Consider the following 23,192-nt stretch of genomic DNA (forward strand, 5'->3'; position numbering starts at 1 on the left):
TTTTGCAAATATCACACTTTTTACTATAAAAGACTTGCAAAATTCTTCTTTTTTTGTTATAATTATTGTAAGTGAATGTTTTACCGCAGATAGGGTAAAACAGACTGTGAGAATATATTGCAAGTAGAGGGGATCAAATTATGTCAAACAGATTATTTCAAAGCGTTGTTCATCAGATGCGCGACACCATCGACTGCGTTATCGGCGTTATCGACGAGACCGCGACCATAATCGCCTGCTCAGAGCTGGCTCAGGTCGGCACGACCAATGAGTTCGTTTCGCTGGATCTGGGAGACTCTCATGATATTTTCGTGCGTGACGGCTATACTTATAAGCCCTTCGGCGCACACATGAAGCCCGATTATGCAGTTTTTGTTGAGGGCACCGACGAGGTAGCCGCAAAGTATGCGAGCATACTGGCTATAACTCTGTCGAGCATCAAGCAGTATTATGATGAGAAGTACGACCGCAACAACTTCATCAAGAACGTTGTGCTGGATAACGTGCTGCCCGGCGATGTTCACGTTAAGGCGCGTGAACTGCACTTCAGTTCGGATATCTCCAGAGTTGTTCTGCTGATAAGGATAGTATCTTCCAACGATGTATCCGCTTACGATGTTATACAGAACCTCTTCCCTGACAAGAACAAGGATTTCGTGTTCAATATCACCGAGAGCGATATCGTGCTGGTAAAGGAAGTTGCCGCAGGCGTTGAAACAAAGGATCTGGAGAAGCTGGCAAGAAGCATCGCAGATACTCTGTCCAGTGAGTTCTATACAAGAGTAAATGTCGGCATCGGTACTGTTATCGAGGGCGTAAGGGATCTGGCAAAGTCCTTCAAGGAGGCACAGGTATCCCTCGAAGTCGGCAAGGTTTTCGATACCGATAAGAATATCGTTTCCTATGACGATCTGGGTATAGCAAGGCTGATCTATCACCTGCCCACCACTCTCTGCGAAACTTTCCTTAAGGAAGTCTTCAAGAAAGGCTCGATAGACTCCCTCGACCACGAAACACTGTTCACGATACAGAAGTTCTTTGAGAACAACCTGAACGTTTCGGAAACCTCAAGAAAACTGTTCGTACACAGAAATACTCTGGTGTACAGACTTGAAAAGATCAAAAAGCTCACAGGTCTTGACCTGAGAGAATTTGACCACGCGATAATCTTTAAGATCGCGCTGATGGTTAAGAAGTATCTTTCTGCTAACCCCGTCAAATTCTAAGGTCTGCCTATGGGTTTGGACGCTTGCGTCCGAAAACTTTAAGGCGGTGTAAAATTTTGGTAGAGTTTCAGGATGTGTCCGTCACTTATAATTCAAGCGGCGTTGACGCACTAAACAAAGTCAATCTGAAGATCAACGACGGCGACTTCGCCTTCGTGGTCGGCCCGTCGGGTGCGGGCAAATCCACCCTCATCAAGCTGGTACTGAAAGAGATAGACGCGACCAGCGGTACGGTTCTGGTAAACGGCTTCAACCTCAAAAAACTGAGGAGGAGCAAGGTGCCTGCACTGAGAAGAACGATAGGCGTTGTGTTCCAGGACTTCAGACTTATACCCACAATGACGGTGTATGAGAACGTGGCATTCGTGCTGCGTGTTATAGATGCTCCCGCTAAGTATATCAGGAGCAGAGTTCCGTATGTTATCAGTCTGGTCGGTCTTTCCGATAAGGCGAAATGCTACCCCACCGAACTTTCGGGCGGTGAGCAGCAGCGTGTGGCTCTGGCGAGGGCGCTGGTCAATGACCCGCAGCTGATAATCGCGGACGAGCCTACGGGTAACATCGACCCCGCACTGTCCTACGAGATCGTTGAACTGCTCAAAGGCATCAACGAGTGCGGCACCACTATCCTCATGGTAACACATGAACATGATCTGGTGCGCTATTTCGGAGGACGTATCATCAACATCAATAAGGGAAGCATTGATTTCGATGAAGTAGTGGGAGGTGCGCACGATGAAAATTAGCAGTTTCCGCTACCTTGTGCATCAAGGCGTCGCAGGCATCTGGAAAAACCGTATGATGACATTCGCTTCCTTCTGCATACTTCTGGTAAGTCTGCTGATGGTCGGTCTGGCAAGCCTTACGGCGATAAACCTGACAAGAATAATCAGCGGCATCGAGGATAAGAGTGAGGTCGTCGTGGTTATCAGCGATAACGCCGATAAAGCGGCTGAGGCTGAACTTGAAGAACACCTCAAAGCAATACCGAATGTCAATTCCATCGAACTTTACAGTAAGGAGGAAGCATGGAACGGCATGCTGGAAAGCATGACCGAAGAGGAACGCGCTTTCTTCAAGTACGCTGACGAGAACCCGCTTCCCGATACCTACAGACTGACTGTAAAGGATATCGAACTGATGAGCGAGACCACAGCACAGATAGAAACACTGGATTTCGTTGAGTCTACACAGTCACCTACGACTTTTGCAGATGTTCTTATCAGCATCAGAAGGATATTCACCATTCTGGCGACTGCTGTTGTGGCAGCACTGGTGGTGGTAAGCCTTGTAATAATCTCGAATACCACGAGAGCAAGCGTTTTTGCAAGACGTAAAGAAATAAATATCATGAAGTACGTCGGCGCAACTAACGCATTTATCAGGATACCTTTCTTCGTGGAGGGCATGATCGTCGGACTTATCGCCGCTCTGGGCGCATTGCTGATGACCAAGTTCGCATACGAGGGTGTGTATAATATTTTCAGTGATGATTCGGTCATCTGGGTCATCATGGGCATGAAGAAGCTCTATTCGTTCAACGAACTGCTGTTCCCCGTTAGTGTATCTTATCTGGCAGCAGGCGCGATAATAGGAGCGGTGGGCACTTCTATCAGTACAGGCAAACACCTGAGGGTGTAGCCGCTGTTTTGACAACAATGGGGCAGGGACGGGGTAATATCGTTTTCTGCCCTTTTGTATATGGAAATTTCGACCAATTGTGTAAAAATTCTGCGGTATAATAAAGAAAGAGATCCGCAGTTTTCTGACGGAGGAATTCAAAATGAATAAACTGACAGGCTTTAAGAAGATCGCCGCGTGTACGGTGGCTGTGCTTATCTGTGCGTCTGTTTTTTCAGGTGCAGGCAGTGTTGTTATGAATGCTGAAAAGGCGCAGGCACAGAGCGCTGAACTAAAGGAAAATCAGTCCAATATCAGCGATACCAAAAGCGATATAGAAGAACTTATAGCCAAACAGGAAGAACTCGACAAGAAGATAGCCGAAACTAAGGATAATATCGATTCCGAAGAGGAAAACAAAAAGGCTATCGAAGAGCAGATCACTACTGTTCAGCGGACGATCATGGCGCTCACTTCCACCATTTCACAGACCAATGACGAGATAACCGCACTGGAACAGTCCATTGCCGAAAAGGAAGTACAGGTAAACGAGAAGCATGAGCAGATCGTTGAGGGCGTGGGCGAGTTCAAGGAGAGGCTGAAAGCCATGTACGTGGCAGGCAATAACTCCTATTCGGATATCATCATCGGTTCATCTGATTTCTATGATATGCTGATGAAGATGGAACTGGTAAAAAGGGTCGCAGAACATGACGATAAGATGATAGATGATCTTATCGTGCTGAAAGATCAGTATGAGGCTGATGAGGCAGAACTCAACGCCGAAAAGACTGAACTTGAAACCAAGCAGGCAGAACTTGAAACTCAGAAAAAGGCTCACGAGAACCAGAGGGACAAGCTGCAGGTGCTATTTGAGGAAAGTCAGATAGCGATCGATGAACTCAGCAGCAATCAGGAGATCTACAAGAATAATCTCGCGATGATCGAACAGGATAAGGCTGAGTTCGAGAAGCATCTGGAGCAGCTGTATATGGAACGTATGGCTATCCAGACGGAGGAGAAGAGAAAAGCTGACGAGGAGAAGGCTCGTCAGGAAGAAGCGCGCAGAAAAGAGGAAGAGCGCAAGAAAAAGGAAGAAGAGGAAAAGCAAAGACTGGCTCTGGAAAAACAGCGTCAGGAGGAAGAGGAAGCTGCACGCAAAAAGGCAGAAGCAGACGCTGCGGCACAGCAGGCTGATGATAACAGCGGTTCGGGCAGCACCGATGACTACGATACCGACAGCGGCAGTACAATTACCGATACTCCTGCTGATACCGACGACGGTGATGACGATACACAGCTCTACATACCGCCCACAGCATCCGATAACCTCAGCAAGAATGCACAGAACGGCTATGTCGAGAAGTCAAGGTTCACATGGCCTGTGCCGGGACACTATAACGTGTCATCAGGCTTCGGATACAGGAACTGGGGCGTTCTGGTGGGCTATCACGGCGGCATAGACATCTGGGACAGCAATATCTACAATGCCGAGATAGTTGCGGCTGACGCTGGTACTGTCATCGATGTTTCAAACTACTGCCCGCACGACTACGGCAAGAGTTACAGCTGCGGCTGCGGCGGCGGCTACGGAAGATACTGCATAATCGAGCACAGCGACGGCTACTGGACACTTTACGGTCATGCCAACAACATCGTTGTGTCGGTGGGACAGTATGTCGAAAAGGGACAAGTGCTGGGCTATGTCGGCTCAACAGGTCACTCCACAGGTCCTCATACTCACTTTGAGGTACGCCTGAATGGAGAAAGACAGGATCCTCAGAACTATGTCTGATCTTTTTCTTATCATACAAAACGACATAAGATCTTCACTGATACCGACCGAAGATGCGTTTGTCTGCGGTCGGGTAAGTGATTTTTATGCAGTTTGATATGGCTTCCCTGAAAAGGAGAGTATAATGAATAAGCGCAAGGGCTTTACTAAGATCATGTCGATGGCGGCAGCACTGTGCATCACCTTTACGGCGGTGAGCAGCGGCATCGACGCTACAAAGGCTGATGCCTATTACGATGACAATGGCTACGGCTACGATTACGGCGGATATTCCGACTACGGTTATGACGGCGGCTATGGTTACGACGGTGGCTACGGCTATGACGGCGGTTATGGCTATGACGACGGCTATGGCTATGACGGCAGCTACGGCTATGATGGCGGCTATGGTTATGATGGCAGTTACGATAACGGCTATGATAATAACAACGGCTGGACTGATCCCAATGCAGGCTGGACAGACCCAAGCACAGGCTACGACAACGGCTGGACAGATCCCAACGCGGGCAGTACCACAACTACCACCGACAGCACAGCTGATGACTCGTCATCGGCTGAGAACCCCACTTCGCCAAGCGATGTCTACGAACCGCTGACGGTCACTGATATTTCGGGCTACGCAGAGGCGCTGAGAGATATCATCGGCAAGCAGTCGGAACTTAAAGTCGAGATATCCGATGCCGATACCGCCATACGTGAAGAGGAAAAGATGCTCAAAAGCATCAAAAAGCGCACCGAAGAACTGGATAACGAACTGTATATCCTAAACAGATCCATGTCTTCGCTGGAAGTTCAGGTCGGCAGCAACAAGCGTGAACTTGAACGCATAAACGACCGTATCGAGGACGGCACCGAAAGACTGAAAAAACGCCTGCGTGCGCTGTACCTGTCGGGGTCTGACTCGTATACCACAGTATTGCTGGAGTCTGACAGCTTCTATGACATTCTGATGCGAATGGAACTTATCAAGCGTGTGGCTGCCCATGATGACAATATCATCGATGAACTTTACGGCTTGCAGGAAAAAGCTGAGGTAAAACAGGCAAATCTCGATGCACAGCAGGCTGAACTGGATAAGCAGTATGCTCTGTTCGACTCGAAAAAGTCGAAACTCGATGAGATATATAATTCATCGGCACAGGCAAGGGTGTTGCTTGAAGATAAGCAGAAAAAACTGAAAGAGCAGGAAGCGCAGTTCAATCTTGAAAAGATGAAAGCCGCGCAGGATCTCGGTGCAGTGCTGAAACAGTCCACAGGCACCACCTCTTTTGATGAAGAAGTTGCGGCTACTATGGCGCTTGCAGATGCCAAGCTGGAAGAACTGCATAATGCCATTCGCGAGCGTATCAAGAATGATGAAGAGATACCTGAGGACGAACCGACCTATACATTCGCATGGCCTGTACCTCAGTGCTATCAGATAAATTCCGGTGTCGGCGCACGCTGGGGCACTTACCACAAGGGCATAGACATCGGCGGCGATCACGGTTATCCCATACACGCCAGCGAAACAGGCACAGTCATAATGACAAATACCACCTGCACTCACGACTACGGCAAGTACGAGTCCTGCGGCTGCGGCGGCGGTTACGGCAACTATGTCATCATAGATCACGGCAACGAGTTCATCACGCTCTACGGTCATATGACACAGGTGCTTGTCAACGTGGGCGATAAGGTTAAGCAGGGCGATATAATCGGTCTTATGGGCTCAACAGGCTACTCAACGGGCGATCACCTGCATTTTGAGATACGCTATCAGGGCTATATAGTCAACCCCGTTTACTATGTTGACCTTACCATAGATACCGAAAAAGGCGGCGCAGCGTCACTGAAAGAAAAGAAAGACACAAGCGCCGATACCATAACAGTGGTCGAAACAGACCCTGACAGCAAGTCCGAAACTGTCTGGCTCGAACAGCCTGCCGACTCAAAGTCGGAAAGTTCAAAGCCCGATGACTCAAAACGCGAAGACAGTTCGGGAGGAACATAAAATAACTAAGACCGCTCGATTTTTTGCCATAGTTTGGCGGAATGATACGTGCGGTCTTTTATTTTAGGAAGGAGTTATAAAAATGAAAAAAATGAAAAATCTGTTTGAATACGCTACCAAAGAACTTTCGCAGGACGCTTTTCTCCGCTGGCTCTTTGAAAACTACAAATGCGAAAAGGAAAAGGTAAGAGAAGCTGCTTACAAACTTCTCAACGAATTCTGCTGTCTAAAAATGAAAGACGGTGATATAACTGATCTAAAGACCTGCGGGCAGTATAAGAAAATTGATGTCACTGTCTGCTTCAAATATAATGACAGATGCTATCTTGTCGCCATCGAGGACAAAACTTTCTCTAATGAGCATGACCAGCTGAAAAAATACAACGATGCGCTCGAAAACAAAGAAAACAAATATGATATATGCGATAAATTTGAATTAAGTGATGATGAATATAATAATTTAAAGATATTCAAGATATTCTATAAAACAGATGATGATTATTTCAAAGAAAAAGATATATGTGAAAAAAACGGCTGGAAACATTATTTCATAGATGATGTAAGCAAGCTGTTCAGTGGCATTTCCAACACAGGCAGTGAAATACTTGATGATTATATAGAACATCTTACTATAACAAGAAAAAAGGTTAACGAAGTATCTGCTGAACCGATAAAAAAATGGGATTATCGCAATTTCAGAACATACCTCCATAAAGTTATACTGCCGGAAGCGGAGAAAATATTTGACGGTAAAAAATGTAAGATGACACATGTCGGCTGGTACGCCTATGCGTCATTAGAATTCAAACATAATTACGATTTTTATAAGGTAAAGCCAAACAAGGAAACAGAAGATAAAATTAAAAAAAAAGAAACTGAAAATAAAATTACAAAAAAAGAAACTGAATTATCAATGGAGTTGAAGAGCTATGACACGGAGTCGAAGAACAGTGTCACGGAGTCGAAGAACAGTGTCACGAAGTCGAAGAACAGTGTCACGAAGTCGAAGAACAGTGACACGGGTTTTAAAGTCACATTCAGATTGAAAGGAAAAGCCAAATTTGAAGATGACGAGATCATAGATGTGGAGTGCGACCCTAAACTCAAAGATAGCTTCAGGAATATTATTACTAAAAGCGAAAATTTTAATAAATACTCAAAAAAGTGGTGTGTTTCGAGCTCAAGCAAAAAACTTGATGAAAAGTTTTCAAATAAAAACCAACTTGATATTATGACAGCTAATATCGTGGCAGTGATAAAGGAACTCGCTGATATATTCGATGAATGCGAACATATTGATGGCATCAAATAAGTCTGATACATATAAAAAGGGAGTGCGCATGCGCTCCCTTTTTGCGCATTCTCCCACCTCTGCAAACGCGGCAGGATATCCATAACGCTCTCTTCTTACCGCCGTTTCCTCAAAATTTGATTTCAGTGACTATCACGTAACAAGGGTTGACTAATAAAGGGATATATGGTATAATTATATAAATTTTTACTTGCGGACAACGGTTCTGTGAAAAGGGCAGTCTGCGATTTTCAAGGAGGTCATAATATGAAAATGACAGTAAGTCAGGCTATGGTCGAATGCTTGAAAGCGGAGGAGATCAAGGTCGTCTACGGTTATCCGGGCGCGGCTATCTGCCCCTTTTATGATGCACTGCTTGACGCTGAAAAGGATATAAAGCACGTTCTGGTAAGGCATGAAGCCAACGGCGGTCATGCGGCAAGCGGCTATGCAAGGATATCGGGTAAGCCCGCAGTCTGCATCGCGACCTCAGGACCCGGTGCGGTCAACCTTATAACAGCCATCGCGACCGCTTATGCAGACTCGATACCTATAGTCTGCATCACAGGTCAGGTAAATACCGACCAGATAGGTTCTGATGTTTTTCAGGAGGCTGATGTGACAGGCGCGGCTGAACCGTTCGTTAAACACAGCTACCTGCTGAAAGACCCCGCCGATGTCGCCAGAGTCTTTAAGGAGGCTTTCTATATCGCAGGTTCGGGCAGACCCGGTCCTGTGCTGATAGATGTTCCGATGGATGTCCAGAAGATGACAGTTGATTTCAAATACCCCAAGACCTGCGAGATACGCAGTTATAAACCCACAGGCAAGGGCAACGCTTTGCAGGTAAAGCGCGTAACCGAAGCACTGCGCTCGGCTGAAAAGCCCCTTATCTGTATCGGCGGCGGCGTTTTCGCATCAAATGCACAGGCTGAGGTCGTTGCGCTTTCCGAAAAGCTGAATATCCCCGTTATCACTACTATGATGGGCATTTCAGTCTTATCGGATGATAACCCGCTGTTCGTGGGCATGATAGGCACACACGGCACTAAGATAGCTAACTACGCTGTCAATGCCTGCGATACATTGTTCCTTGTGGGCGCAAGGGTGGGCGACCGCGCAGTCAAGACTCCGCTGGCACTTGAAAAGACCACCAAGATACTCCATATAGATATCGACCCCGCCGAGATAGGCAAGAATATCGGCGCGGATATCCCGCTTGTCGGCGATGCGAAGCTGGTTTTGCAGCAGATGCTCGCCTATATAGATAAGCACCCCGACGGCACTGCCGACCATACCGCGTGGCTCGGTCAGATAGCGGAAAAACGCACACCGGTCAAGTTTGAAAAGCCTGTCAAAGGCACTGTAAACCCCAAAGAGTTTTTACAGAAACTTGCTGAAAGAATGCCTGCAAATGTCAATATCTGCGCCGATGTCGGTCAGAACCAGATCTGGACGAGCAGATATTACTTCAAACGCGGCGGACGTTTCCTGACTTCGGGTGGCATGGGCACTATGGGCTACTCACTGCCCTGTGCGATAGGCGCGAGAATGGCTGACGAGAGCCGTCCCACTATCGCAATATGCGGTGACGGCGGCTTCCAGATGAATATGATGGAACTGGCAACTGCGGTGCAGTACGGTGTCGATGTCAAGGTCATCGTCTTCACCAATACCCGTCTGGGCATGGTGCGCGAACTCCAGACAAAAGGCTATAACGACAGACAGATAGCCGTCTTCCTCGACGGTTCGCCCGATTTCGTAAAACTGGCGGCGGCTTACGGTATACCCGCTGTCCGCGTAAAGGACAGCAAGTCAGCCGATAAAGCCATAGAGATGCTGGCTGAGGAAAAAGGCATGCTGCTCTGTGAAGTAGTTGTCGATAAGGATTTCCCCACATTGTAAGAGGTGCGAGATGCTGCATTACAGGATACTCAGCTATGGCAGTGACTATGACTGGGAGTATATGGTAGACCTCATCTCACTTCGCGATGCGGGCGAGATAGAGCGCCAGTTCGTCAGAAGGCTCAGCGATATGTCCCGCGATGATGCTTTTGCCGATGATGCTTCGGCGGCACTGATGAAAGATATCGACCGCGCCGAACGTACAGGCGAGTACGCGGTCATCACACCAAAAGGCAAGGGCTGTATCACCTGCCTGTCCAACGCAGTGCGCTTCGGGCTGATGGTCATAGATGCCGCCAAAAACGGCAAGCCCGTCATAACTAAGCCCTACGCCGCAGATATCGCGGTGCTTGAATGGCTGGCAAGGGCGGGGGAGCATACGCTGGTGCTCACAGATAATGAGTGCGATAAGTCGCTGAAAGAGGTGCTGACACTGGTCAATAACGGCGAAGCAGACCTCGAATATCAGGGGCAGACTTACTCGGCATACAGCATCAGGGATTGTATCGATGCTCTGCTGCCGCTCATTGAAAAAAATGAGGGCACTGCCGAAGAGGACACTCTCTGAGCGCAAGGAAAATAATTCTGATATGCTCGCGTTATTAACTTTATTAAGTTAAAATGTTAAAGAAATGGTCATAATATCATAGTATAATAAATAGGTGTGGAATTTATTTCCCGAAAACGGAGGTTTTAATATGAAGCATACCATCTCAGTCCTCGTAGAGAACCATAGCGGTGTTCTGTCAAGAATATCGGGTCTGTTCTCAAGAAGAGGCTTCAATATCGAAAGTCTGGCTGTAGGTCCCACAAATGATGAGTCCATATCAAGGATAACCATCGTTGCTGACGGTGACGATCATACCGTTGAGCAGATCGAGAAACAGCTGAACAAGCTGATCGAGGTCATCAAAGTCAAGACCTTCGGCAGAGATGAATTTGTAGCGCGTGAACTTATGATAGTCAAGGTGAATGCCCCCGCCGACAAGAGAAGCGAGATAATGACCATAGCCGAGATCACGGGCGCTAAGGTAATGGATATCACCCTTACCACCATGACGCTGGAGATATGTGACAGATATGACAGGCTGTGCCGTTTTGAGAAAGTTATCGAGCCTTACGGCATACTCGAAATGGCAAGGACGGGAACTGTCGCTGTTGAACGCGGCGCAGAGTATTTCAGCGCAAAAAAGTAAGTAATTTGCCCCATCACAGGGTAAAATAAATCAATCCAAAAATATTTAGGAGGAAATTAAAATGGCAGATGCAAAGATCTATTATCAGCAGGACTGTGACCTTAATGTACTGAAGGGTAAGACAGTTGCTATTATCGGTTACGGCTCACAGGGTCACGCACACGCACTGAACCTGAAGGAGAGCGGCGTAGATGTCGTTGTTGGTCTGTATGCAGGCTCCAAGTCCGCAGAAAAGGCTAAGAAGCAGGGGCTGGAGGTCGTAAGCGTAGCTGATGCTGTTAAGAGAGCAGACGTTATTATGATACTCATTCCTGATGAGAAGCAGGCAGCTCTGTATAAGAGCGAGATCGAGCCTAACCTGACCGCAGGCAAGACTCTGGCATTCGCACACGGCTTCAATATCCACTTCGGCTGCATCGTACCCCCTGCAGACGTTAACGTTATCATGATCGCTCCTAAGGCTCCCGGTCACACTGTTAGAAGTGAGTACCAGGCTGGCAAGGGTACTCCTTGTCTGATCGCTGTTGAGCAGGACGCTACAGGCAACGCTCTGGATATCGGTCTGGCATATGCAGCAGGTATCGGCGGCGCAAGAGCAGGCGTTCTGGAAACTACTTTCAGAACCGAGACCGAAACCGACCTGTTCGGTGAGCAGGCTGTACTGTGCGGCGGCGTTTGCGCTCTGATGCAGTGCGGTTTTGAAACTCTGGTAGAGGCTGGCTATGACCCAAGAAACGCTTACTTCGAGTGCATCCACGAGATGAAGCTGATCGTTGACCTGATCTATCAGTCGGGCTTCGAGGGCATGAGATACTCCATCTCCAACACTGCTGAGTACGGCGACTACATCACCGGTCCTAAGATCATCACTGAGGATACCAAGAAGGCTATGAAGAAGGTTCTGGCTGACATTCAGGACGGTTCCTTCGCTAAGGAATTCCTGCTCGATATGTCTGATGCAGGTTCTCAGGTACACTTCAAGGCTATGAGAAAGCTGCACGCTGAGCATCCTTCCGAGAAGGTCGGCAAGGAGATCAGAAAGCTGTACAGCTGGAACAACGAAGAGGACAAGCTGGTAAACAACTAATTTTCTGACAAATAAGCTATATGAAACTCTCCCGCGTGTCGGGAGAGTTTTTTTTGTTTTGTTTCCAAAATGGAAATGTTAATTCTTAACAATTTCTGTTGACTTTCGGCTCTGCCTGCATTATAATTATCTTAAGGTGCAAATATGTCTTGGGGAGAGGCGTACCCGAAAACCGCAGCTGGGGTAGCTGTGGTCTTCTTTTTTGCCCTGAATGCTATATGTCGTTTGGTATAAAAATGTTGCGTAAAAATGAGCAAAATGCAATAAATTTTAGTCATGAGGACTGCGGAGATTGACAAGAATTCCAAAACGTGTTATAATTTTAGTGTGGGCGCATATGCGCGAATCGTGTGATTTTTTTGGGGTCTGATCTATGAAGTACTACGTTTATGGATATACCAATACAGGTAACAGAGATAAAAATGAAGATGCCGTACTGGTCGGTAATGAAGTAGTCAACGATGGTTTTCGTGAGGCTGTGCTTGATGCGCCCTTTATCACAGGCATCTGTGACGGCGTAGGCGGCGAAAAAGCGGGCGAAGTCGCTTCGCGTACCTGCCTGCAAATGCTCTCTGAGGTAGAATATACCGCATCTTCCGATCTTAAGAGTGTCGTGCTGGATATCCACAACAAGATAAAAAAGGTCGGCTCACGCAGCCGCAGCGCCGAAAATATGCAGACCACTCTCTGCGCACTGGCTGTCGATGAAGAAGGGCGCGGGCTGTGCCTCAATGTGGGTGACAGCAGACTCTACCGCTTCGTCAACGGCACTATCAGACAGATATCCACCGATCAGAGTCTTGGTCAGCTGATGTATAATAAAGGTGCGATAGATACCGCCGAAGAACTTGTGCCCGAATACCGCGCAGCCATAGTTTCCGCTATAGGCAGCCCCCATAGTGAGCCGAATGTCGAGCAGGTGCCCCTTGTCAGTGATTTCGGCGCTGAACCCGATGATATGGTCATAATCACCAGTGACGGTATATCCGACTATGTCAGCGATAACGAGTTCGAGGTCGGTCTGTCGATGGATCTGCCCATCTCCGAAAAACTGGCTGCACTGGCAAAACTTGCTCTGCTCAACGGCAGTAACGATAATCTGTCAATAATCGGTATCAAGCCTTTTCTCGATTTTGAAGAACTTGCCGCACTGACCAGCCACGATGCCGTCAGTGAAACGGTGAATGTCATGGAGATGCTGGAGGAGCAGTCTGCTCCCCGCACCGCTGAGGAAAAGGACGAACTCAGCGATATACTGACGATCGATCTGGGCGATATAATCGGTAAAAGTAAGCCCGAACCAAAGCCCGAACCTCACCATGAGATAGTCAGCCGTGAGGATATCGAACTTGAAACGCATGACCTGTTCATGCAGGCGCAGGCATCACTTTCAAGGCTTTCGGGTATGATACCCAAAAAGAAAAAGGACGACTGAAACTCCAATAACGTTTGCAAAGCCTAAATTCAGGGATTTTTCAAACAACTATTAGGTAATAATGATGAAAATATTCCTGAACGCATTGTTAGTTTACGGTAAAACGATGAATAATCTTAGCAATGTATTGACAAAACGGACATTCTGTTGTAAAATATTTAAAGAAATAGACAAGGAAGGTCTATTCAAGATCACGATGAAACGAATTGGAGGAATTTGAGATGAAGAATTCAAAGATCGTTGCAGCTATGGCAGCTGCATCTATGGCTGTATCTATGCTGTCTATGGTTACCGCTTCTGCTGATATTACTTCTGATATCGATGAAGTTAAGGTAGATGGCAAGAGCGTATTTTTCAGCCTGACTGATAACGGCTATGATCCTGCTGAAGTAAAGAGCGTTTCTTTCACTTTCAGCGTTGATGATACTGACGGCTTCGGCGGCGGCATCATGTTCCAGAGCGATAAGAACAACTGGGATCAGAGAGATGGCGTATGGGATTGGGGCAACCCCGGTGCTGACAAGCCTATCACCGCTGAGGGTGAGGATGGCGAGTACACCCTGACTTTCGATCTGGAAGGCTACTTTGATGATTTCGATGGTGACATCACTTGGGCACAGGTTTATGTTCAGCAGTGGTGGGGCAATAACATCACCGTTACCGCTGTTGATGTAGCTACCGCTGATGCTCCTGTAGACGAGCCCGTTGACGAGCCCGTTGATGAGCCCGTAGACGAGCCTGTTGATGTTGTTCCTACCGATGCAGAAACTACTGACGGTGAGACCGATACTACCGGTGATCAGGATACTACCGATGCTGAAACTACCGGTGTAGGCGATGTAAACGGCGATGGCAAGATCAACGTAACTGACGTTTCTAAGGTTGCTGCTCACGTTAAGGGCGTAAAGGCTCTGACAACTGACGAGCAGGACAGAGCAGACGTTAACGGCGATGGCAAGGTAAACGTTACTGACGTTTCTCTGCTGGCTGCACACGTAAAGAACGTTAAGAAGCTGGCTGTTAAGGCTAACTAATTAACGTAACTGTTACTTAATAAGCATTATAAGCGAACGCTTTCGGGCGTTCGCTTTTTTGTGCTTGACTTGCGGCATAAAATGGAGTATAATGGTATATAATAAGACCAACAACGATAAGTCATAAAAGGAGAGATGTAAAAATGACGACTGACAGACGCAAAGTGGTGCTTATAGGCACAGGTATGGTGGGCATGAGTTTTGCCTATTCACTGGTGAATCAGGGCGGTATCTGTAACGAACTGGTGCTCATAGATGTCAATACTGTCCGCGCAAACGGCGAGGCTATGGATCTTAATCACGGTCTTGCTTTCGCTAAATCAAATATGAAGATCTACGCGGGCGAATATAAAGACTGCAAGGACGCTGATATCGTGGTCATTGCCGCAGGCGTTGCCCAGAAAGAGGGCGAAACCCGCCTTGACCTCCTTAAACGCAATGTCGAAGTCTTCCGCTCTATCGTCACACCCGTTGTCCGTTCGGGCTTTGATGGCATTTTCCTTGTAGCTACAAACCCCGTCGATATCATGACCCGCGTAACTTACGAACTTTCGCGTTTCGGCGCTTCGCGCGTCATCGGTACAGGTACTTCACTCGATACCGCCAGACTCCGCTACCTGCTGGGCGACTATTTCACCGTTGACCCCAAGAATATCCACGCATATGTCATCGGTGAACACGGCGACAGCGAGTTCGTGCCGCTGTCACAGGTGATGATGGCTACCAAGCCCGTCATGAAGATACTCGAAGATGAACGCAACAGCTATTGCATCGATGATATGCAGTCGATAGAAGAACAGGTGCGCACCGCCGCCTATAAAATAATCGAGGCGAAACGCGCTACCTACTACGGCATCGGCATGGCGCTCACCCGCATCGTCAAGGCTATATTGGGCGACGAGAACAGCGTGCTGACAGTTTCCGCGAAACTCTGCGGCGAGTATGGCTACCGCGATGTGTTCATCGGCGTGCCTTCGATAATCGGCAGAAACGGTGTCAAGGAGATAATCGAACTTGACCTCAACGAAGAGGAAAAGGAAAAGTTCAAAAGTTCCGTCAATGTCCTCAATGAGCATTTTGACCCGCTGGAACTTTGAACCCAGTGCAGATAGCATAAAGCTCACTCACAGATACACGCATTCGGCGCAGTATGTATGAATATTCGTTTACTGTAATTATTTATTTTCCCCCACTGTGTTATTTCACAGCGGGGGATTTTTTGCAGATTTAGCCAAAAGTTACTTTTATTAATAAAGATATAAAGTTTTTAATATTAACCGCTTACTTTTGAATTAATTGACAAAGTTGTATTGTTGATGTTAATAATTGTTGACAGCAGACTGATTTGATGGTACTATATTAATATATATGGCTAAAGTATGGTCATATTGTGTTTACTTTTTCGATGCAGTGCGTCGGCTGTTTTGAAAGAGTATGAACAATAAACGCTCTCAGATCATGTACCTGCGGTAAATGCCGCAGACAGAGAGGAAAAGATAACATCACATGCCCTTGTCAGAAGTGGAGCTTTCGTGGTGTGATAAGGGGATAGCTTTAGTTGTGTCACACATATGTCACGGAAAATGCTTGAAACAGCAGTTCTGCGCGATCTTGTACCGCGCACGAATATCTGCTGTATGCTGTGACACAGCTGAGCCGATGATCTGATGCGTTTATACAGAATAGTATAAGGGGGAATGCTTTACATGCAAAAAAGCACTCACAGGCTGTGTTACAGGGTGCTGGCGGGAATGCTCTCGCTGGTGTGCCTGTTTTCGCTGCTGATGGGAACTGCGCCCGCTGCCTTTGCAGCATCGGCTGAGTATCCCGAAAATATCGAACTGCTGTTTCTCAATAAGCCGAATGATAATATAATCATCTCGGAAGATGAGCGAAGCGCGGATTTCAACATACCTGATTCCGGTCAGCAGGTCGATATAAGGCTTCGCATAAGCCTTAACAAGAAGTATGAGGAAGGTCAGCTTAGTATCATCATACCTTACAATGCGTTCAAAAACCGTAATGGCGAATATTTCCGTATGACGAACAAGATCGCTTTCCTCAACCAGATCAACGCTGAGGCATCTCTGCTGAAAGTCGTTCAGGACAGATCGGGTCGTCCCGGTGAAGATTCGGTCATCGAACTTACTAACAAGACTGCAAGCGCACCTCAGATCGAACTGGATATCAGCTATCTGGTCAATGCTGTCACTGTTGAGGATAACAGCGTGCAGGACTACGGTATAAAGATCATCGACACCAAGACAGGTGAGGATCGTTCGCCCGAAAAGCTGACTGCGACTTTCCGCACACATGTCAGAAATGCGAAGATCTATAAGTATACCGAGAACGAAGGCATTGACGAGGGCTGTTATTACGCTTGGGACGATATGCTGGAGGAAAGATATAAGCTCACCAGCAAATACGGCATCGACGAAGCCGCATTCAACGAGCTTTGCAAAGAATATGACTACGTGGGTTACCGCTTCATGTGCAGTGTTGACTGCAACCAGACAGTGCAGATGTACTTCAAGGAAGATCCTGAGGGCGGTGAAGCTGTGGCAATGTCACAGCTGTACAACTATAAGAACTGTACCCCCCTCGATAAGGTAACAGAGGGTGAGCACGCAGGCGAGTGGCTCTACAACGGCAATGATGCCGAGTTCCTCTGTCTTGTAAGATATCCTAAGTCTGTGGCAGAAAGCGCAGACGGCGAGAATAACCCTTACATCAAAAATAATGTCACCGTCACATATGTGGGCGTTGACGGCGATACCAAAGATATCACCTCAAACAGCGATACCTGCCGTTCGATATGGCAGGGCATGGGCGCACTCTATCACGGCGATATCTGGAGCGTAAGGAAAGAGTCGGGTCCCGACCCATCGGGCGCACTTGACCTCCTCCGCGCAGGCAGGGACGCTACTTTCAGCTATACCGTAACAGGTATCGGTCTGACCTATAAGTACGGCGCGGCAGACGGCTTCACCTACAAGAACGGTCCATATTCTATGGAAGTTGTGGACGATGCACTGTATGTCAACGGTCTTGGCGAAAACGGCAAATCCAGCGCCAGACTCGGTCCCTATGATTTCCATTTCAAGACATTCACTATGGCAGTAAGCCATAAGGATGTTACTTCCGTAAAACTGAACCTTGATGTAAACGCATATACCATGCGCCCCATCAAAGACAGAAAGCCTGTCGAGGTCTATGTAATGACCGCCGACAAGCCCGATGTTTGGCAGCTTGACCAGACAGTTTCACTGCCAAAGGGTTCCAGCGACTTTGAATATGCCGATGAGAACGGCAGCGCGGTCTTCAAGTTCAAGCATGATAAGGTCTACAGGATAAAGTTCACCTATCCCGATGCAAACGGCGATATCGAACTTGACTCCAATGTTACAGGTGTCCTCAAGGGCACAGGCAGCACCGTTAAGCAGGTCATCGCCAATATGGATAAGATAAACCTCAAGAACTTCCAGCTGTTCAACTGGGATGGTCAGATGGGCTATGACGGAAACGGCAGATGGGAGAACCCCTCTGACGGCGCTACTGTTTACTCTTCCGATAAATGGGTAAGACAGGATCTTCTTGAATTTGATGCTCAGAATTATGAGGGTCATGTCAACGAAGACGGCAATGTAAAGATAGCCAACAGACTTTCTGCCAGCAACAACATAATCGGCGCAGATGCTATCTGCGGCGCTGCAAAGGTTAGCGAGGGCATTGAGCAGGAAGACCAGCGCATCTATTGTAACTATACACTGGCAGCAATGTCAGGTAAGGCAGCTACCCCCGAAGAACTTGCACAGCTGATAGAACTGGGCGTTGTCGGCGGAAGCAATACAGTGGTCTTCCATGAACTTCTGCCTGTCGGCATGAGTCTTGAATCGGTCGAGCCTGTTGTTGGCGAGTCAACCAATTTTGAAGACAACCCCAAGCAGTATAACTGGGCTAAACTGTGGACGCAGTACAGCGGTCATATCCACCCCGTATCTGCACTTGAACCCAAGATATCCTATGAAGTAACAGATAACTACAAGGGTACTTTACGCCAGATGGCGACCATCACCGTGACTTACCCCGAACTGCCTATAGCTAAACTGGGCGAGTACAACAACAGCTGCTACGTGCTGGCATCTGTTATAAAGGTAAAGACACGCGGCGAGTATGCAGACCTCAGAACTTCAAAGCTGGATAACTACATGGTAGCACAGTACCTTGATGATGAGGGCAAGCCTGTCAAACTGGGCGGCGTTATGGCAAAGCCCGATGACGGCGGCGTTTACTCCGATATCAAAGACAGGGAAGGCAATGCCGCACTCAACGATGTCGATGAAGACGGCGATACCACGACCACTTCCATCGTTGCCGCAGATGCCTCCGATACAGTAGTTATGTACTATTCGGGCACACAGCTTGAAAAGAAGATAAAGGCTGATGACTTTGATACCTATTTCAAGGACTTCACCCAGACCTACGCAGGTCATAACTATACCTACAGGATACAGTTCTTCACAAATGTAGGTACTGCCAAGAATGTCGTTATCTACGACTCTATCGAAGAGGCGTATAACGAGTCGAAGTATCAGGGTCTTCCTTACTGGAAAGGCACCCTCTACGGTGTTGACCTCAGTGAAGCTAAGGACGCAGGTTTTGATAAGATAAAGGTCTATGTCAACACATCTCACTTCTATTCTGATGGAGAGATAGCTACAAACTACGATGCAGGCTATGAGGGTCTTACTCCCGCAGACCTGACTGCTGCCAACGGCTGGCAGCTGATAGACCCCGATAATTACGACGGCTGGGCTGATGTCAAGACAATAGCATTCAGCATCGGTGAAGATGTAACTTTCGGTCAGGCAGATGACCTGCCCAAGTCGGTCAGCGTTTACCTGAAAATGACTGCACCCGATACTATCCACCCCGACCAGACTCCCACAAGTCAGGTGCTTGCATATAATGCACCCGCTTACTACAGCGAAAAGAAGATGGGTCTTACCGACTGGTCGAAGGATACCACCATCGCAAATGTGGTAACAATAGGTCTTAAATCTGCCACCGCAGATATCCCCGCTGTGACCAAAAAGGTAACAGGCGCGGCACTGCCCGCTGATTTTGAGGATACCTGCACCTTTAACATCAAGCCAGTGAACGGTTCACAGGCACCCCGCGCTTATAATAATGGCGTATGGGGCAAGGCGATAAGCGCAGTCAACGTAAAGGTCAATGCCGAAAACGCCACTGCTGTCGCTGATGAAAACGGCAGTCTGCTGTTCACCGAACCCTGCACTCAGTCCTACGAGATAACCGAGAAAGCAGGCGCAAAGGAAGGCGTTACCTACAGCAAGGAAAAATATCTGGTGACCTACGATGTCACCGATGAAAGAAAAGATGTTCAGTATGATGACAACACCCTGCTGAATGTCGAGATGCACATCTACAAGACCGCCGATGCTGAGGGCAATGCCCTTGAAACACCCATCGAGGTCAAGAGCATCGAGTTTGAAAACAACTACGAACCCGCTCCCGCTGAGTTCGAGATACCCACTGTCATCAAGAAGATAAAGGGTGCTGAAAGACCTGAGGAGAAGGAGTTCACTTTCGGTATACTCAACACTTACGTTGGTGTCATCATACCCATGCCCGAAAAGCCCATTGTAACTATCAAGGGCGAGGGCAAGGCAAGTTTCGGCAAGGTGCTGTACACCAAAGCAGGTAAATACAGATACATTATAAAAGAGATAGCCTCAGGACAGAAGGGCTACACCTATGACGGTCACGGCTACCTTCTGATAGTTAATGTAACCGATGTTGGCGGCAAGCTGAAAGCCGAAGTTTCAGAGCTTACAAGGTCAGACCCCGAAACAGAAGTTTCAGAAACAGCCGAAGAGATAGTATTCGAGAACACCTATACTCCCAACCCCAGCAGTGCTGTGGTTTTCCCCGAAGTTTATAAGCAGTTCTCAGGTCATAACAGACTTGATGACAAGGAGTTCAATTTCACACTCTCTGCCAAAAACGGCGCACCTCTGCCCGAAAAGACCACTGTTACCGTAGTAGGTGCAGGTAAGGCATCTTTTGGCGGTATAAGCTACGATAAGGCAGGCAAGTATGTCTATGAGATAACCGAAGATGACTTCGACCTGAGTTATGTCGGCTATACTAAGGACAACACCGTTTATACCTACACCGTCACCGTTGTTGACAACGACGGTCAGCTTGAGGCTGAGGGCGTGCTGACAAATGCAGGCAATGCCGCAAATGCAGCCATCTTTGTAAATGACTACACACCTATTCCCACAAGCATCGTAACAGGCGCACCTGTCAAGAAGATAGACGGCGACACTCACGGCAATGAACCAAAGGTATTTGCCTTTGAGATGACTCCCGTAAACGGCGCACCCGCACCTGCAAGCACCATTTCAAGGGTTCAGGGCGAGGGTACAGGCAGAAGTTTCGGCAGGATATCCTTCACCGAAGCAGGCACCTACAGCTATACAATAAGCGAAAAGGCTCTGCCTGACGACTATACAGGCTTCACTAAGGATAACGCAGTCTATGACTACACCGTTACCGTTACCGATAACGGCGGCAGACTCACCGCAAATGGCGTTCTCACCCTCAACGGCGTGCGCACCGATGAACTTGCGTTCACCAATACCTATAAGCCCGAAGGCACCTATATCGATGTTCCTATGGCTGTCAAGAAGGTAGAGGGCGATATCGGTGAAAACGAGGATAAGGTATTCACCTTTGAGATCATCTCCGCTGAGGAAAATGCAGATATCGTTCTGCCAATGCCCGATAAGACTACCGCCACCGTAACAGGCAGCGGCGAAGCTACATCTTTCGGCTCTGTAAAGTACGATGATGTTGGCACATACCACTACTCTATCATCGAGCATGAACTTGATGATACTCACACAGGCTATACCAGAGATGAGTCTGTGTACGCGCTGACTGTCACCGTCACCGATATCGACGGCAAGCTGTCAGCATCATATGAACTCACTAAGGACGGCGAACAGTTCGACTCTGCCGAGTTCGTCAACGAGTACAAACCACTCCCCACCGAACTTGAACTGCCCGTTGCAGTCAAGGAGATAGACGGCGATACCGCCGACAGCGAGGACAGAGAGTTCACATTCGTTCTCACCGATGCAGAGGACACTTCTTCTGCCGAACAGCCCAAGCCCGACCCGAATACCGCTAAGGTAACAGGCGCAGGCGAGGCTACACCTTTCGGTAAGATAAAGTTCACCGAAGCAGGGGAGTACAGCTATGAGATATTTGAGCAGGAACTCGATGATACTCACGCAGGCTACACCCGCGATGGTTCCATCTACAGTGTAGTTGTTACCGTCACCGATAAGGACGGTCAGCTGACTGCATCATATGTTATGACCAAAAACGGCGAACCTGCCGACAAGCCGGTGTTCGTCAACGACTACAAGGCTGAACCCTGTGACCTTGAACTGCCTGTAGCAGTCAAGGAGATAGACGGTATCGTTCCCGATGAAGAGGAGAGAGAGTTCACATTTGAACTGACCTCCGCTGAGGACAAGAACGCACCGATGCCCGAAAAGGCAGTCGTTGCCGTAAAGGGCGAGGGCGAAGCTGAAGCATTCGGCAAGGTGACCTACGATAAGGCAGGCACCTACACCTACGAGATATTCGAGCGCGACCTCGATGACAGCTATGTGGGCTACTCAAAGGATAACTCAGTTTACACACTGACAGTCATCGTAAATGACATCGGCGGCAAGCTGGCGGCTAAGTACACACTTACCAAGAACGGCGAAAGCTCAGATGCGCTGGTATTCGTAAACAAGTACACCCCCAAGCCCCTTGATACCGAACTGGAGATAGAGAAGCAGATAGAGGGCACAGCCCCCGCAGAAGCGGAAACCTACAGCTTCATCATCACAGGCGGTGAGGGCGCACCTCTGCCCGCAGAAACGACCCTCACCATCACAGGTGCAGGCAAGGCTTCTTTCGGCGGCTGGACTTACACCAAAGCAGGCGTTTACAGCTATACCGTTTCTGAGGTAAAGGGCAGTGCTTCAAACTGCACTTATGATCCATCTGTCTACACCGTTACCGATACCGTCACCGATAAGGGCGGCGTGCTGGTAATGGCAAGGAAAGTTACCGTAAACGGCGCTGAGGTCAAAGACATAACATTTGTCAACACCTACAGCGATGACCGTGAGGTAACAGTCCCCGAAGATGAAGACAGCACACCTCTCTCCGAAGAGGAGTCATCAAGAACTCCCGAAGAGGGCGACAGTTCAAGAGAACAGACTACTGTAGAGGACAGTTCGACTCCCGACAGCAGCGAAAGCAGCAGTTCCGATACATCGAGCAGTTCGCAGTCTTCTTCCTCTTCAACTTCTTCGACCACTTCCACAAGTTCAAAGACAGAGAGCAAGAGCACCACATCTGTAACTACCACCCCGAACACTTCCAATCCGGGCACGGGCGCAGGAAAGACCCTTGCAGGCGTTGAGATAGTGCTTCTCGGTGCGGCGATATGCGTGCTGAAAAAGCGCAAAAACAATAAGTAAAGCGCTCTGATAAGCATTTTTGCCCGCAGGCTGA

The 23,192-nt window shown here is 48.1% G+C and carries 14 protein-coding genes; all 14 read left to right on the forward strand.

The features are described from left to right. The first annotated feature begins 140 nt into the window (after positions 1-140). The 14 genes from CUS_RS16460 to CUS_RS16525 all read left to right on the forward strand — a co-directional run bounded on the left by CUS_RS16460 (position 141) and on the right by CUS_RS16525 (position 23,158). Positions 141-1,226, forward strand: coding sequence for a PucR family transcriptional regulator (locus CUS_RS16460; RefSeq protein WP_002852971.1), 1,086 nt, complete (start codon positions 141-143; stop codon positions 1,224-1,226). 56 nt (positions 1,227-1,282) lie between these two features. Continuing rightward, a complete protein-coding gene (gene ftsE / locus CUS_RS16465; protein WP_002852783.1) occupies positions 1,283-1,972 on the forward strand; it encodes a cell division ATP-binding protein FtsE in 690 nt (229 codons plus the stop codon). Beyond that, positions 1,962-2,867, forward strand: coding sequence for a permease-like cell division protein FtsX (ftsX, locus tag CUS_RS16470; protein WP_002853071.1), 906 nt, complete (start codon positions 1,962-1,964; stop codon positions 2,865-2,867). The genes ftsE and ftsX overlap by 11 nt, the downstream gene beginning before the upstream one ends. A gap of 142 nt (positions 2,868-3,009) precedes the next feature. Then, positions 3,010-4,641 (forward strand): murein hydrolase activator EnvC family protein, encoded by a 1,632-nt coding sequence (locus CUS_RS16475; protein ID WP_002852914.1) that lies wholly within the window; start codon positions 3,010-3,012, stop codon positions 4,639-4,641. 124 nt (positions 4,642-4,765) lie between these two features. Beyond that, positions 4,766-6,634, forward strand: a complete 1,869-nt coding sequence (locus CUS_RS16480; protein ID WP_002852969.1) for a murein hydrolase activator EnvC family protein — start codon at positions 4,766-4,768, stop codon at positions 6,632-6,634. A gap of 82 nt (positions 6,635-6,716) precedes the next feature. Continuing rightward, a complete protein-coding gene (locus CUS_RS16485; protein WP_002853005.1) occupies positions 6,717-7,946 on the forward strand; it encodes a hypothetical protein in 1,230 nt (409 codons plus the stop codon). A gap of 246 nt (positions 7,947-8,192) precedes the next feature. Further along, positions 8,193-9,830, forward strand: coding sequence for a biosynthetic-type acetolactate synthase large subunit (gene ilvB / locus CUS_RS16490; protein ID WP_002852759.1), 1,638 nt, complete (start codon positions 8,193-8,195; stop codon positions 9,828-9,830). A 10-nt stretch (positions 9,831-9,840) separates the two neighbouring features. Continuing rightward, positions 9,841-10,398 carry a hypothetical protein gene (locus CUS_RS16495; RefSeq protein ID WP_002852701.1) on the forward strand — a complete coding sequence of 186 codons (558 nt, stop codon included), beginning with the start codon at positions 9,841-9,843 and terminating at the stop codon, positions 10,396-10,398. A 130-nt stretch (positions 10,399-10,528) separates the two neighbouring features. Further along, entirely contained in the window at positions 10,529-11,026 is a 498-nt protein-coding gene (gene ilvN / locus CUS_RS16500; RefSeq protein WP_002852911.1) for an acetolactate synthase small subunit, read from the forward strand. Between the two features lie 61 nt (positions 11,027-11,087). Next, on the forward strand, positions 11,088-12,113 hold the full coding sequence (gene ilvC / locus CUS_RS16505) for a ketol-acid reductoisomerase (RefSeq protein WP_002852811.1): 1,026 nt from the start codon (positions 11,088-11,090) through the stop codon (positions 12,111-12,113). A gap of 373 nt (positions 12,114-12,486) precedes the next feature. Then, positions 12,487-13,548, forward strand: a complete 1,062-nt coding sequence (locus CUS_RS16510) for a PP2C family protein-serine/threonine phosphatase (protein WP_002853028.1) — start codon at positions 12,487-12,489, stop codon at positions 13,546-13,548. A gap of 221 nt (positions 13,549-13,769) precedes the next feature. Then, the gene (locus CUS_RS20240; RefSeq protein ID WP_002853067.1) at positions 13,770-14,582 is read left to right on the forward strand and encodes a dockerin type I repeat-containing protein; all 813 of its coding nucleotides are present in this window, start codon (positions 13,770-13,772) and stop codon (positions 14,580-14,582) included. 143 nt (positions 14,583-14,725) lie between these two features. Further along, a complete protein-coding gene (locus tag CUS_RS16520; protein WP_002852867.1) occupies positions 14,726-15,679 on the forward strand; it encodes an L-lactate dehydrogenase in 954 nt (317 codons plus the stop codon). Between the two features lie 609 nt (positions 15,680-16,288). After that, positions 16,289-23,158, forward strand: coding sequence for a Spy0128 family protein (locus CUS_RS16525; RefSeq protein WP_002853015.1), 6,870 nt, complete (start codon positions 16,289-16,291; stop codon positions 23,156-23,158). Positions 23,159-23,192 lie beyond the last annotated feature (34 nt).

It is taken from the genome of Hominimerdicola alba 8 (assembly GCF_000178155.2).
GTDB lineage: Bacteria > Bacillota > Clostridia > Oscillospirales > Ruminococcaceae > Hominimerdicola > Hominimerdicola alba_C.